12 protein-coding genes and 1 pseudogene are annotated in these 13,563 nt (G+C 60.0%); 4 read left to right on the forward strand and 9 right to left on the reverse strand.

What is annotated here, in order from left to right:
* Positions 1–232: 232 nt before the first annotated feature.
* Entirely contained in the window at positions 233–1,297 is a 1,065-nt protein-coding gene (locus AC13EK_RS15940; protein ID WP_069335662.1) for a LacI family DNA-binding transcriptional regulator, read from the forward strand.
* Positions 1,298–1,397: 100 nt separating this feature from the next.
* On the opposite strand, the gene AC13EK_RS15945 is transcribed toward AC13EK_RS15940, so the two are convergent.
* From AC13EK_RS15945 to AC13EK_RS15970, 6 genes are all read right to left on the reverse strand, one after another.
* Positions 1,398–2,516, reverse strand: coding sequence for a hypothetical protein (locus tag AC13EK_RS15945; RefSeq protein ID WP_081331581.1), 1,119 nt, complete (start codon positions 2,514–2,516; stop codon positions 1,398–1,400).
* A gap of 10 nt (positions 2,517–2,526) precedes the next feature.
* A complete protein-coding gene (locus AC13EK_RS15950) occupies positions 2,527–4,158 on the reverse strand; it encodes an alkaline phosphatase D family protein (RefSeq protein WP_069335663.1) in 1,632 nt (543 codons plus the stop codon).
* A 70-nt stretch (positions 4,159–4,228) separates the two neighbouring features.
* Positions 4,229–7,396 (reverse strand): carboxypeptidase regulatory-like domain-containing protein, encoded by a 3,168-nt coding sequence (locus AC13EK_RS15955; RefSeq protein WP_202968884.1) that lies wholly within the window; start codon positions 7,394–7,396, stop codon positions 4,229–4,231.
* 132 nt (positions 7,397–7,528) lie between these two features.
* Positions 7,529–8,551, reverse strand: a complete 1,023-nt coding sequence (locus AC13EK_RS15960) for a FecR family protein (RefSeq protein ID WP_069335665.1) — start codon at positions 8,549–8,551, stop codon at positions 7,529–7,531.
* On the reverse strand, positions 8,520–9,122 hold the full coding sequence (locus AC13EK_RS15965) for an RNA polymerase sigma factor (RefSeq protein ID WP_069335666.1): 603 nt from the start codon (positions 9,120–9,122) through the stop codon (positions 8,520–8,522). The genes AC13EK_RS15960 and AC13EK_RS15965 overlap by 32 nt, the downstream gene beginning before the upstream one ends.
* 504 nt (positions 9,123–9,626) lie before the next feature.
* Positions 9,627–10,301, reverse strand: a complete 675-nt coding sequence (locus tag AC13EK_RS15970; protein WP_069335667.1) for a GNAT family N-acetyltransferase — start codon at positions 10,299–10,301, stop codon at positions 9,627–9,629.
* A gap of 125 nt (positions 10,302–10,426) precedes the next feature.
* Between AC13EK_RS15970 and AC13EK_RS15975 the strand changes: the two genes are divergently transcribed.
* Positions 10,427–10,954: a LysR family transcriptional regulator gene (locus AC13EK_RS15975; protein WP_037522378.1), complete on the forward strand. Its 528-nt coding sequence runs from the start codon at positions 10,427–10,429 to the stop codon at positions 10,952–10,954.
* Here the strand turns inward: AC13EK_RS15975 and AC13EK_RS15980 are convergent.
* Entirely contained in the window at positions 10,917–11,270 is a 354-nt protein-coding gene (locus tag AC13EK_RS15980; RefSeq protein ID WP_234791909.1) for a LysR substrate-binding domain-containing protein, read from the reverse strand. The two genes, AC13EK_RS15975 and AC13EK_RS15980, sit on opposite strands and share 38 nt — an antisense overlap.
* A pseudogene (locus AC13EK_RS15985) lies at positions 11,262–11,345 on the reverse strand (helix-turn-helix domain-containing protein); the annotation flags it as partial. The pseudogene AC13EK_RS15985 and the gene AC13EK_RS15980, both read right to left, overlap by 9 nt.
* A gap of 554 nt (positions 11,346–11,899) precedes the next feature.
* Here AC13EK_RS15985 and AC13EK_RS15990 point away from each other — a divergent pair.
* Complete coding sequence (locus AC13EK_RS15990) at positions 11,900–12,145, forward strand: BrnT family toxin (RefSeq protein WP_017502885.1); 246 nt, start codon at positions 11,900–11,902, stop codon at positions 12,143–12,145.
* Positions 12,142–12,429 (forward strand): BrnA antitoxin family protein, encoded by a 288-nt coding sequence (locus AC13EK_RS15995; RefSeq protein ID WP_017502886.1) that lies wholly within the window; start codon positions 12,142–12,144, stop codon positions 12,427–12,429. The genes AC13EK_RS15990 and AC13EK_RS15995 overlap by 4 nt, the downstream gene beginning before the upstream one ends.
* Positions 12,430–12,719: 290 nt before the next feature.
* Here AC13EK_RS15995 and AC13EK_RS16000 read toward each other — a convergent pair whose 3' ends face one another.
* Positions 12,720–13,226 carry a MarR family winged helix-turn-helix transcriptional regulator gene (locus tag AC13EK_RS16000; protein ID WP_483022270.1) on the reverse strand — a complete coding sequence of 169 codons (507 nt, stop codon included), beginning with the start codon at positions 13,224–13,226 and terminating at the stop codon, positions 12,720–12,722.
* Between the last annotated feature and the right edge of the window lie 337 nt (positions 13,227–13,563).

Consider the following 13,563-nt stretch of genomic DNA (forward strand, 5'->3'; position numbering starts at 1 on the left):
CGTCAGGAAACGCACGCGCAACGATTGTATCTGCTTCATTCGATCCTCCCCTTCTTTCTTGCAATGACCAGTTGGAGCCTTGACCTGCTCCGCCGTAAATTGCTCGACACGCTTTCGTTAGCGCTATCATTGATGGCCGTGGATTATGCCTCTCCAACCCGCACGTCAAGCCAAATAGATGGGCGTGATGGTAGCGCGTGACAGAAGCAACCAGTCAGCATAGCGTCCGACCATGAATAGCAATGCTTCGTTCAATAATGGCCATGAGCCAACCATTTCTGACGTCGCGGATCGCGCCGGCGTTTCGATCCGCACGGTTTCGCGCGTCCTCAACAATTCGCCGCGGGTCAGTGACGACACCCGCGGACGCATTGAACAGGCTATTGCTGCGCTGAACTTCAGGCCGAGCCTGCGCGCAAGAGCCTTGGCCAAGGGCCGCTCCTTCCTGATCGGCATCGTCCATAATGATCGCAACGCTCTGGTCCTGGACACCGTGCAACGCGGCGTCGGACGAGAAGCGACACGGCGTGGCTATGAGGTCATCTGCCATTCCACGCCGCTGGAAGAAGAAGGCGCGATCGAGGATGTGCTTGCCTTCGCCCGCAGGTCTCGCATCGATGGCCTGATCGTGCTGCCGCCCGTGTCCGGCATCATTGGCTTGCCCCAGGCCTTGCAAGCCGAACAGGTTGCCGCCGTGGCGCTCTCAGCCGTGCCGATCGATGGCTATGGCAGCGTCATATTGTCCCGCGAAGCCGATGCGGCCGGTGCTGTCGCGGATTATCTGGTTGCCCTCGGCCACCAGCGGATCGCGATGGTCACTGGCCCCCAGACCATGATATCCGCCATCGAACGGCGTCGTGGCTTCATCGAAGCACTCGACCGGAATGGGGTTGCCTTCCTCCATGAAATCGAGGGGGATTACAGCTTGGCCTCCGGCGTGGCAGCAGCCGAGCAGCTCCTGTCCCTATCGCCGCTACCCACGGCCATTTTCGCCGCCAATGACATCATGGCCGCAGGCATATTGAAGGTTGCGTCGGAACGCCGCATTTCAGTGCCCTGCCCGCTTTCCGTTGTCGGATTTGACGGCAGCCTGGTCGCAGAATTATTGACGCCGGCGCTGACCACCGTGGCAAGACCATTTGGCGAGATGGCCGAGATAGCGACCCATCAACTCGTCGATCTTGTCGAGGGGCAGCCATTGCCTCATGCAACGCCACCCCCGCTCCGGTTAGTGATCGCTCAGTCAACTGCTGCCGCTCCTATAGGAGACCGTCAGCAGTTCGGAATGACAAATTAAAAGCAGAGCGTCCACAAAGGGTCGTTGTCGTCCTTGGCAAGCATACAAGATATCGGCGCGCGGTAAGGGTACTTCCATCAAACGCCAGTGGGTGAGCACGTCATCGATCGGCCATTGGTATTGTCTCAAAGGGCTTGGAAGAGGCGCCCGTCCAATGCATCAACCGCGTAACGGCGGACTGCGCGCCGCGCACACCGTCGTTCTGGACGAGATAGTATAGGCCATCTCCCAAGGGCTGTATTCCGACATTGGCCTTCTGATACCACCCCCGCACACCCGTCTTCACATCATGAATCCCATCCTGAGCGAGTGGCAGTAGCAGGCCCTTTTCTGGATTCATGCCTTGAGGAGAAGCCAGGCCTTGCAAGGCCTGGCGACGTGGCCGGCTGCGGGCATCGAGCGCGAACAGCAGATAATTGGGCCAGTCGGGTTTGGCACCCTGATAGACGCCCATGAACCAGCGTTGCAGGCTTGAATCATAGGCGAGGTTCTGGACGCCATAGCGGGTGTTGCCGGTAAGGACGAAATATTTGCCCCGAGGGGTAGTCGGGCCAGAATGGTGCAATGCCTGTTCGTCAATCGGCTGCGCCTCTCGGCCCCAGTCCGTCGCGTCATATTGCAGGAGGACCTGATGATCATTGTCGCTGCGGGCGACGTCGCCATAAATGCCGTAAGCGACGGTCAGGTAGAGCGGGCCGTCGCTCCGGCCGAAGGCGGGGCCAAAAGCGACGCCATCGATGCCTGAACAGCCATAGCGATGATCCGCCTTGCCGTCGCCATCGAGATCGGCGGCATAGTCGCGCGTCACTTCGGGCAGATAGACGGCGCGCAGCAGGTCGGTGCCGGCAACCGTCATGCCGACCCGATCGATCCGTGCCCCGTCGATCATCGCGATATAGAAGGCGTCCTGCTTGCCATATTCCAGCGAGCCATAGACCCGTCCGTCGACCGGGTTGAAGTCCAGGTCGCCCAGATGCCCCGACCAGCCGGTCAGTGTGCCGACGAGCCGGCCTTCAAAGTCATATTTGGCGAGCATGTCGGTGAAGGAATAATAGATGAAGCCGCCCTTGCGATCGACCGCGATACCCTGAACATGGCCCGAGGCGAAAGGGCCCGCGACCTGTTCGCGCGGCAGGTCGGCAGGCGGAAACGGCGTCGCCGAGTGAGCAGGCAGGCCAGAACCAAGCAGCAGTAGCGCAACGATCGCGAACCGCATCATAATCTCCTGATCAGGCGCTAAAGACACGGCGGCCGCGCTCGACCGACATGCGATGGGTGCTGGCGATCCGCGTGCTGCGCGCCTTGATCGTATCGAGGAACAGCCATTCCCCGGTCACCCGATCGGGGCTGATGTCTATCATCATATAGCCTCGCTGATGCGTGTTGGCCCATTTGAGTTCGGGATTGGCAGCGACGAAGCCACGCGCCACCGCCTTCGGATCGCCGTGCAGGTCACCCTCCATGCCACCCGACGTGACCGCCTGTCCGGCAAATTCGACGCCTGCGGGCTGGCCGTCCTCCACCAAGCCATAGGCCCAGGCATTGTGGCTGTCGCCCGCCAGCATGATGAGGTCGGCGTCGGCCGCCTGTGCCGCCCGGAGCAGGCGCGAGCGGGCGGCGGGATAGCCGTCCCACCGGTCCATCCACATCGGCAGGCCATTTTGCGCCATGCGCACGCTGTTGCGATAGCGTTGGACCAGCTTGGCGTTAGCGTCGGGACGGAGCCAGTCGGTGACATTGGCCGGCATCACCGTACGGCCGATGATCGTCCCCATGCCGACCATCTGCCAGGCGGTGGTGCGGGCGTTCGCCCGGAACGCGTGGGCCAGCCAGCTTTCCTGGGTGCTGCCCAACATGGTGGCCGATGGATCCTGCCACATGCCATCATGAAAGGCTTTTAGCGCGGCGTCCGCGTCGAGCGCGCTGGCTGCGACGGTGATGTCGGCCGGGCGCGTACGGGCGAGCAGGCGGGATTCTGTGCGGTAGAGCGTCGCCAATGTACCGATATCATAGGCCTTCCACGGCTCGTCCGACACCGGCATCCATTCGCGATAGACCTGCATTGCGGCGGCGCGGCGGATGTTCCAGTCGCCTTCCTTGTCGGCCTGATGGTTCTGGGCGCCGCCTTCCCAGCTGTCATTGGCCGATTCATGATCGTCCCACAGTGCAACCATCGGCGCCATCTGGTGCAGCCGTTGGAGGTCGGGGTCAGCCCGATAGGTAGCGTAACGCAGGCGATAGTCGGCGATCGCCAGAATTTCCGTGTCGGGCATCAGTGTGCGCCCCACGATGCCCTGACCGGGCCGTACCGACGCATTGCCATATTCGTAGATATAGTCGCCGACATGCAGCCACAGGTCGAGATCGTCGCGCGCCGCAGCATGGGCATAGGCGTTGAACCAGCCATAGGGCAGGTTGGAACAGGAAAAGACGCCCAGGCCAAAGCGCTGCACGTCGCCTTGCGGCAACGTCCGGGTGCGGCCGACCGGCGATTTGCTGCCATCCGGCGTGACGAAGCGATACCAGTAGGTCGTGCCCGGCTGAAGCCCGTCAATTGTCACTTTCGCTGTCCAGTCGCGATAGCCGCCGGTGCGCACCGTGCCGCCGCCGACGGTCCGGGCGAAGTCGGGATCGATCGCGACTTCGACGTCGAGGCGCACGCTCTCGACATCGCTCGCAGGAACATAGCGGGTCCATAGCAGCATCGAATCCGCCCCCGGCTCGCCGCTGGCTACCGCATGGGTGAAGCCGCGCGCGCCGATCAGTTCGGCTGCCAGCGCCCGGCCGGCAGGCAGCGCCAGCGCCCCAACGCCCCAGGCGCCGCCCAGGATCATGCTGCGGCGGTCGATTTGCATTACCATTATGATGCCTTTTCGATGGGATTGGAAAGGGACGGAGCTGCCCAAGGCCGCTCCGTCCAGTGGGGGAGGATCAGAAGCTGCCCTTGATGCCGATGTTCCACATCGAGCCGTAGATGCTGTACTGGCGCACCCGGCTTTCGAGGTTGGAATAGATGACGTCGGGCGCATTGAAGATATTGCGGCCGGCGACGTTCAGCTCGAAATTGGGGCTCAGCTTGTAGCTGAAGCTCACATTCCAGAGCTGGCGATCGGTATGATAAAGGACGCCATTGTTGGCGGTGGTCGGCGTGGCGCTCAATGCACTCACCCGATATCGCGACTGCCAGTTGCCCGTCAGCTGGAAGTCGAACGGCCCATAGCTGTAGCGTAGGCCCCAGTTGGCCGATTTTTCCGGCGTGTTCACACGCTCGGCATCGGGGAAGAGACGGGTGAAGGAACCGCGCAGACCCAGCCCCTTGAGGATGCCCGGCAGAAAGGTCAGCTGCTGGTCATATTCGAAGATGAGCCCCTCATTGGTGCTGGTCCCCGGCAGATTCTGCGCGCTTCGGAATGTGTAGCCGGCATACTCATCAGGATCGAAGCCGACGGCGGCGGGATCGACCTCGATTCCGGTGACCTGCATGTCCTTCATGTCGAGGCGATAATAGGACAGGCCGATGATGCCCGACGGCTCCAGATAATATTGAAGGCTGGCGAAATATTTGGTCGAATGTTCGGGCTTTAGCAGGGGATTGGGTACATTGACGATCTGTGTATCGTCATTGACCGACACCACGCCGCCCAGATTGCCATAGTCGGGCCTCAGGATCGACTGGCTGAAGGCGATTTGGCCGATCAGACGGCGGCTGAAATCATATTTCATGCCCCCGCTCAGGAACCAGTCGTCATATTCGCCATGGCGGGTTGAATAGGTACCGCCATTATATTGGTAGAGCAGCCCCTCGATCGTGTTGGTCTTGTAGCCTGCCGCCTCGACCTCGCTGGTCGGACGGATATTGGCGACCAGCGCGCCAGTCCTGGTCTTCTCGTAGCGCAGGCCGAGGTCAAAGGTCGCCTTGCCAACGCGCGCCTCCGCCTCGACATAGGCGGCGTAGATATCTTCCTTGACCCGCTTGTTGTTGTCGAGGTCGCGCTTCAGATTGCCGACCGTATCGGCAACGAAATATTCCGGATGCGCCTTGTAGATGTCGTACATCGCGTAATTATTGTCGGCGCGCCAATTCTGGTCGTTGAGGTTACCGGCGTTGAAGCCGATGATCTCGAACTGGTAGCGATTGGTCCAGGGAATGACCGCGGCCGGGTCCTTTTGGCTCAGATCGCCGTTCGGGCCGACATATTGGAACTGGTCATAAGACCCCTCATTTGTGCGCCAGTCATTCACCCGCGCGCCGGCCCCCGCCATCAGCGTCAGCGGCACGTCGCCGACGAACAGCTTGCGCTTGATGTCCAGATTGCCGCCATACATTTCATTGCGGGCGTCCGATTCAGCCGTGCGGATATTGTTGCCGATGTCGTCGTCGCGGTTGAAGCTGGTCGGGTCGCTCCAGGACCGACCGGCAGTCTGCTGCAGCGTCCAGGCATTCGAGCTATCCGACTCCCGGTCTAGCGTAAAGCCGATCCGCGTCAGCCAGCTGTCGGTGCGCTGGAAGAAGCCTTTGGAATTGTCACGAAAATTGAATTCCGAGCTGGAATAGCTGCCGCGCAGCGCGACTTCCCAATCGTCATTCTTATATTCGAGCTTGGGTGCCAGCAGCATTGCCGGGGTGCCGGCATAGCGATGCGAATATTGGGTGTGCAGCCGCGTGTTGGTGCCATTGGGATTGACGACGATATGGGTACCGGTCGAATCCGGCGTGGCATAGGATTTGGTCGAAGTGCCGAAAATCAGATAGGTATATTGATTGAAATATTCGACCTCGTAGAGGGAATAGCTGCCCCGCAACGACAGCGCGAGTTCGTCGGAGAATTTATAGTCGACCGATAGGTTGGCGGCGGTGCGGCTGGTCTTCTTCGGGCCAGGACGCCACATGACCTGATAGGGGATGACCCGGCCATCGGCGAGATAGGACCAGTCGGTCTGGACGCGATCCTGCTGGACATAATTGGCATTGTAGCTTGCGCTCAGCGCGACGCCGAGCCGCCCCTCCAGAAACACGTCGCCATAGTTGAGGCTGGCCGACGGATAGATGCGGGCATGCTTGTCATTGTCGGGCAAATAGATTTCGCCGATCCCGGCATCCGAGGTGCCGACCCCGCCGACCTGGAAGCGCAGTTGGCGCTTCTTCAGCTGAAACGCATATTTGCTGCGCAGGTTGATCGCGCCGCCAGGCGCGTCGGCATCCATGCGGGCGGTCAGCGTATTGTTCAGTTCGATCGACTCGATGCCGGTGATCGACATCTGCTCGAAACTGTTTTGACGGCCATTATTGTTGTTGGACGTCGCCGTCGCCATGCGGGCGCCGTCGGTGGTGAAGGTCGAATATTTGGGGTCGAGACCACCAATGCGGACCGCCGTGGCATCAACCTCGGTATAGTCGAGCGAGATGCCCGGCATCTGCTTCATGAATTCGCCGACATCGCCCATGGTCAGCAGGCCGTAATTGTCGGCGGCCACCACGGTCTTGGCATTGGTGGCAGCGCGGCGTTCCATGATCGCGGCCGCCTGCCCCTCCCGCCGGGCGGTGACGGTGATGGCCGAGCCGTCGTCGGCGGAAGAGCCCGCAAAGGTCGGTGCGCGCAACGCCACGTCCAGCGTCGCGACTTCACGCGGGCTGACAGTGGCGATCAGTCTTTCGGTCTGGAGGCCGGTATATTTGACGACGATCGTCGCTTCACCGGCCGGAATGTTGGACAAACGAAATTCGCCATTATCCTCCGAATAGACGGTGATCGGCGTGCCTTCGACGCGAATTTCCGCGTTGCGCAGATATTCGCCGGTGACCGTGTTGAACACACGGCCGCGCACCATGCCATTGCCAACGCTGGCTTCCGGGCGCGCCGAGCGCAGGGTGATGACATTGCCGTCGTCCGATCCAACCCGCAGCGGCGTGTCTGCGATCAGGCGGCGCAACGCTTCGCGCACGTCCATCCGCCCCTTGATTGCGGGCGTGTTGATGCCGGCCAGATCACGGGCCGGGGCTACGATCTGCACTTGTGCCTGTCGGGCCAGTTCGGGAATGGCACGGACGGCGGGCTGGGCGGGTATGTCGAAGAGTCGTTCCTGCGCATGGGCCGGCACGGCGACGGCAAACGCAACGACAGAAGCCCCACAAGTGAGGAGAGAATGACGCGAATACATTAGCTGGTAGCCCCCTGCTGGCCGCGCTCTGCACGGCGTTCGACCCTAAGAGGTGGGAGGCCGGCAGTTCCGCTAATACGGGGTCAATTTTTTTTTCGACTGCGCTGTGCGGCTCAGGATGAGGTCATGGTCCTGCCGGACCAGGCGAGCATCGAAGATGGTCGAAATGGCGCGACTGAAGCCAGCGGGATCATTGGCTGTAAACAGACCCGTTACAGGTTCGCGCGCCAGTGCCGCGTCCGGTATAAGGATGCGGGTTTCGCTGTAACGGGCAAAGGCATTGGCCGCCTGCTGCAAGGTCTCGCCCTCGAAGGCCAGTTTCCCGTCGCGCCAGGCCAGCTCCCGGTTGATGCGCTCGGGCGAGATCGGTTCGGGCCGTTCCGCGACGAACAGGCTGGTTGCCGCATTGGCCATGACCATGTGGGTATTGCCAGCCAGGGCAACGACCTGACCGCTCATGGGATTGACCGCAGGCAGTTCGACCAGTCCCTGATGCACCAGTATGTCGACAGGCGCCTTGGCCAGCTTGCGGACGCGAAAGCCGGCCTGCGCTGTGCGCAATCGGCGACCGCCGACCTCGACAATGAATGGGCGCCGCTCGTCGCGTGCGACCGAGAAATAGACTTCGCCATCCAGTAGCGAGACCAGACGTTCCTTTTCACCATAGAGGATCCGGATGCGGCTGTCAGTATTCAGCAGCGCGGTCGACCCGTCCTCCAGCGGCACCAGCCGCATCTCGCCGCGACCGGTGCGGATTTCCGCACCCGATGCTGGCATGCCGACGGTCAATGCCGCCATGCCCGCCATGGCGGCCAGCGCACCACCGCCGATGCCGAGCAAATGTCGTCGCGACAGGCCGCGCTGTTTTTTCGGCTCGAACAGACGAGGGTCGAAATCTGGGCCCAGCGCCTGCGCGGACTCACTCATCAACGACAATGCCTGGGCACGCAGCAGGGCACCCTTATGGCGCGGATCGGCGGCCAGCCATTGCTTGAGTTCGGCATCCTGCGCCGCAGACAGCGCGCCACGATCCAGCCGCGCCGCCCAATCGGACGCGGTTTGGTCAATGCTGCGACTGTCTTCTTGTCCGGCCATCAACTGCGCGCGTCTCCGTTGTCACATCCCTAGAGGTTTGGGGCAGCGTCTTTCCACCACGACCGAACCAGTCAATCAAAAATCGGATGCCGCGCGAAATATGCGTCTCGACCGTATTTTCCGATATACCCATCTGCGCGGCGATTGCGCGCTGAGGCAGGCCCTCGACCCGGCGCAGGATGAACGCCTCACGCGTCTTGAGCGGCATGGCCGCGATCGCGCAGGCCAGCTGGCGCAATTCATCCCGGTCGATCGCCGTCTGCTCAGGTGATGCGGTATCGTCAGGATGGTCCAGATGGTCAAGATTGTCGACCGCGTGGATGGGAACGATCCGCGCACGACGGACATGGCGGGTTACCACAGACCGGGCTACCTGGAACAGATAGGCCCGGGGAAAGGCGATGGTGTCCACCCGATCCATCTCCGCGAAGATGCTGTAGGACTCCTGAATGATATCGTCGGGTTCCAGTCCGCCCAATGGCCGACGCGCCAGCCAGCCGCGCAAAGCAGGCTCATGCGGCAAGATATTACGCAGCAGCCAGCGCGCTCTTTCCCTGTCCGTTCCGCTCATCCCAGTTCCGCGACCGTTTATTATGACGAAGTGTCGATTCTGGGGGTGGCTAGAGGGGAAATGTGACAAACAGACTGCGGGATCGACATCTTCAAAACGCGCGACCCATCTTTTCGAGGGCGGTGCGTTCAAACTGCCAGCATGCTTGGGTGCCCCCTTTCAGCTTACACTGCGGGAGAAGCACGGCCTTAATCGAATCTAACAAGCAGGCTGTCAGCACTTAGCGATTGAAAATCGACCTCCGAACGGCAGCAATGGGTCGACAGCCGGGATGAATACTACGCGCCCATCCAAGCCATTCGCCCGCAAAATTACTATGCTTGGAAACGGACCGTCAATTTTTAAGGACAAATCCCTCCCCGGGTGCCCGGCTGTCTGTCCGGTACGCGCTCGACCAGTTCGACACGACAATGCGCAGCAAAGCACATCACGACGCTGGCGACAGCCGCAGCCACACCTCATGATCTTGTGGGAACACCGGGCGCAGAATCAAGGCCTGCCCCTTCACGCCGCGTTACCCTGGAACTCTTCGAGGCGACGGCCCTGACCGCCTTCGTCATCAAAGTTGGCAGGGTCGAGCCACGCCTGCAACCCTGCCGACACGCCGGGCCACTCGGTATCGGTAATCGCGAACCAGGCAGTGTCACGGTTCTCGCCCTTCACCACCATATGCTGACGGAAAACGCCCTCGAAGATGAACCCGAAACGCAGCGCCGCGCGCTTCGATGGTTGATTGCGATCGTCGCACTTCCATTCGAGCCGACGATAGCCGAGTTGATCAAAGGCGTAAGACGCGAACAGATAGAAGGCTTCCGTTGCTGCGCGTGTGCGGGCCAGCGCCGGCCCCCACAATATGTTGCCGATTTCGATGACGCCGTGAGTGGTGTCGATCCGCATCAAGGATTGTCGACCTTCCGCGCGTCCGGTTGCTTTGTCGACCACGGCAAAGAACAGGGGATCGGTGGAAGCGGCAGATCGCTCGATCCAGTCCGCAAACTCCTTCTCGTCGATGGGCGGTTGATCGAACAGATAACGAAACCGTTCTTCCGCCCCCGCTTCAAGCGCCGACCGGAGCAGATCCTTGCTATGCTTCGGTTCCAGCGGTTCAAGCCGTGCATAACGCCCGTCGAGAGCGACACTACGAGGACGTGGTGCGCCGTTCCAATCAGCCATACTCATATCGCTCTCCGCATCAGACGGGAGATACCCGTGTTGTTCGCCATAAAGTTCGTTGCCTACCGTGACCGAGCACTACGATCCAATCGACTGTTGGACGGTCTTATAAATCCAATTTATCAAGAGCCATGTCTCGGAATCATCCCCCATTGCTCGCAATCAGGGCGTTCGAAGCGATCTCTCGCTGCGGTACGTTCACTGCGGCGGCTCATGAGTTGGGGACCACGCAGGCCGCGATCAGCAATCAGATCAAGGTGCTGGAGGGGCGCCTGGGATTGCGGCTCTTTGAGCGTCATGGCCGACGGGCCATGTTGACAGATGACGCCCGGCGCGTAGCCGCTCGTCTCTGCAAGGCATTCGATGAGATCGAAGCGGCTTTCACGGAGCTGCGTGAAAGTGAAGAGGCGGTGTTGCGGATCACGGCCAGCAACACCTTCACCGAACGCCTGCTGGCGCGCCACATCGACAGCTTTCAGGCAGTGCACCCCGAACTTGAAATTCGACTCAATGTCGGCAACCGCTACGTCGACTTCGGCACCGAGCAAGTCGACGTGGCGATCCGCTGGGGTGGAGGCGTGTGGCCTGGCTTAGCATCCGATCACCTGCTTAAACTCGACTTTACGCCAATGTGCGCGCCAAGGATTGGGTTTCCGTGAACAGATGCCGCGCATGGGCAACGGATACATCCGGCTTGAACCCATGGATGATGAGGTCGAGCTTACCGGTCGCCAGTCTTTTGAACATATCGTCGGTGTAGCCGGATATTTCGACCTGACATCCCGGCGCGGTCTTGCCGATCGATGGCAGTATGGGAAAAAGGACCGACAGCATGCCATAGTCCGTCGCAGCGATGGAAAATCGGCGTTCCAGTGTTGCTGGATCGAAATCCGCGGGTTGCAACACAGCCGCCGTTATCGCCATCCACTCTTCGAGAGGTTTGGCTAATTCCATGCCGCGTTGAGTCAGCGCCATGCCTCGACTGGTCCGGACCAGAAGCGGATCGGATAGAAGCTTACGCAGCTCACTCAAAGCTCGGCTGACTGTCGGCTGGCTTAGCCCCGGCGCATGGCTGTCCGACTGACACTCTGCGTCTGAAGTAAAACAGAAAGAGTTGGCAACAAATTGATATCAAACGCCTTCATTGCTGACTCCGGCTTTGCGAATAAGCCGCGTTAGCGCTGAAAGGTTGGTGTTTCAATGGAGCGGAAGGGTGGCTGTACTGCACTATGTTCGACTTAAAATTGGAAACGGCATTTTCCACAATCATCCGCTCACGCCTGCTTGCCTTCTTGCTGCCGCTTCTGGCATCGAGTTATGGAAAGCAGACGGACCGCTCCTGGGACCCCAAATTTGGCGTCTGAGCGCCCGCAAAGGGGCGGGCGCAGAAGTGCCTCTACGTGCCGGCCGCGAGCGTGGCCGCCAGTCACCAAATTCGCCGTTCCATGTATGATCCGGTCAAAATGAGCCTACGGTCCGCTTTCCCCTCTGGAGCACGTTCGCCTGCGGCGCCCGGCGGATTCGAAGATCGATCACGACACCAACGGCATTTTGTAGTAACGATAAGCGATTGACTGCTAATCAAATCGTAACTACAAAATGCTATGATCATCGTATGGGATGAGCCGAAGCGGCAAGCGAACCTCGTCAAGCACGGGATCGACTTTGCCGATGTGGGCGAAGGGTTCTTCCTCTCCGCCCTGGTCATGCCTGCGAAGGATGGACGCTTTGCCGCCATCGGTGAGATGAACGGTAAGATCACGGTGATTTTCGCTGTGCTGGGCACCGAAGGCGTCTCGATCATCTCGGCCCGCCCGGCCAGCATTACGGAACGGAGGCTCTTGCCATGACCTACCCGAAAAACGCCGCTCTCGGTTACACCAAGGCCGATATGGATGCGGTCAGCAATAATCCTGAATGGACTGCTGAGGATTTCGCCAGGGCCAAGCCTTTCGCTGAGGCCTTCCCGGATCTCGCAAAGTCGATTCGTGCACGCGGTCCGCAGAAAGCCCCGAAAAAGGTTAGTACCACACTGCGCCTTTCGCCCGAGGTGATCGAGCATTTCAAATCCGGCGGCCCGGGTTGGCAGTCACGGATCGATGCAGCACTCAAGGATTGGGTGGCTGCACACTGAGGCCGACAGCGCCCATCCGCCCGGAAGGGCGAAGACAAGCTGCCGGACCGCTCCTGGAGAGCTGAGCACGACCGCTCACGTCGGTATAGGGTCGCTGTCAGGCGAAGAGCTTTGGGAAAAGCGTATCCTGGGTGTCACTCGAGAAACGAAGTGATACCGGCCCCTTCGGGGTATCGGACGCCAGCAGTCCAGCGTCGGTGAGTTCCTTTAGGCCTCCGTACATTATTCGGACACCGATTCACGGTAGCCGCTTCGCAAGCATAGGCCTGCAGCCATCAGACGGGATCAGGTCATTGGCGAGCATCGTACTCGCCAATCCTGACAGATAAGGACTTGTCGGAGAGGGCAGATTCCCAGACCGAGGTTCCATCGATCAAGTTCACGCCAGTTTCGGCCTCCAAAGCCGAGTAAGCAGCTGTGATCGCAGACTCGGCTGTGCGGATTTTGAGCACCTCCTGTCGCCCTGCCTCTGTGAGTGAGACGATCGTGCGCCTGCGATCAACTGGATCTGCAGCCGTTGTAATCAGGTCCAGCTTTTTCAGCTTTCCCACCCAATCTATGATGACCGGGTGGAATTGCTGAAGGGCTGAAGCGATGGCAGTGATACGTTGCGGCCCTTGATTTTCGATCAGGTAGAGTATCGACGTTGTTCGAGGCGGAGCGATGATTCCTGCCTCGCCAAACCAGCGCTCGCATTCGGTTACCAGCCCCTCAGAGAGGCGGCGCAAACGATGAGCGAGGAAGAATAATCCCCCCGCCTGGATAAAATCCTCAGCCTTTTCATCGCCTTTCACCACGCTTTGCCTTCGCTCTTTACAATTATGTAGGGCCATACATATTTTAAAGCCATATCGATGTCCATATTGGGTAGGTGCTGCATGAAGCCATGGCGCTGGGTTATCGCATTTTCGTTCCTGACTTCGGGAGTGACGGCTTCAGGAAGTCCATTAGCTCATTCCAGCGTTAGGCCAGATGGTAGCATCATGACCTGGTATGTTAGCGTCCGCGCTCGTGGTGTAATTTCCGGTGTAGATTGAGGTGATCGCATGGGGTTGGGCATGCCCAACCCCATGCGATTTCGAACTCGGTGGCCACCGGGCTCATCGGTAAGGTGGAGTTACCACACTTCACACG

The sequence above is a fragment of the Sphingobium sp. L-44 genome, assembly GCF_056859495.1.

Coding starts and splice junctions, on each gene's coding strand:
- AC13EK_RS15950 (WP_069335663.1), bottom strand. CDS start 4,158: ATGGTAATGCAAATCGACCGCCGCAGCATGATCCTGGGCGGCGCCTGG.
- AC13EK_RS15940 (WP_069335662.1), top strand. CDS start 233: ATGAATAGCAATGCTTCGTTCAATAATGGCCATGAGCCAACCATTTCT.
- AC13EK_RS15990 (WP_017502885.1), top strand. CDS start 11,900: ATGATCATCGTATGGGATGAGCCGAAGCGGCAAGCGAACCTCGTCAAG.
- AC13EK_RS15945 (WP_081331581.1), bottom strand. CDS start 2,516: ATGATGCGGTTCGCGATCGTTGCGCTACTGCTGCTTGGTTCTGGCCTG.
- AC13EK_RS15960 (WP_069335665.1), bottom strand. CDS start 8,551: ATGGCCGGACAAGAAGACAGTCGCAGCATTGACCAAACCGCGTCCGAT.
- AC13EK_RS15995 (WP_017502886.1), top strand. CDS start 12,142: ATGACCTACCCGAAAAACGCCGCTCTCGGTTACACCAAGGCCGATATG.
- AC13EK_RS15980 (WP_234791909.1), bottom strand. CDS start 11,270: ATGGCGCTGACTCAACGCGGCATGGAATTAGCCAAACCTCTCGAAGAG.
- AC13EK_RS15975 (WP_037522378.1), top strand. CDS start 10,427: ATGTCTCGGAATCATCCCCCATTGCTCGCAATCAGGGCGTTCGAAGCG.
- AC13EK_RS15970 (WP_069335667.1), bottom strand. CDS start 10,301: ATGAGTATGGCTGATTGGAACGGCGCACCACGTCCTCGTAGTGTCGCT.
- AC13EK_RS15965 (WP_069335666.1), bottom strand. CDS start 9,122: ATGAGCGGAACGGACAGGGAAAGAGCGCGCTGGCTGCTGCGTAATATC.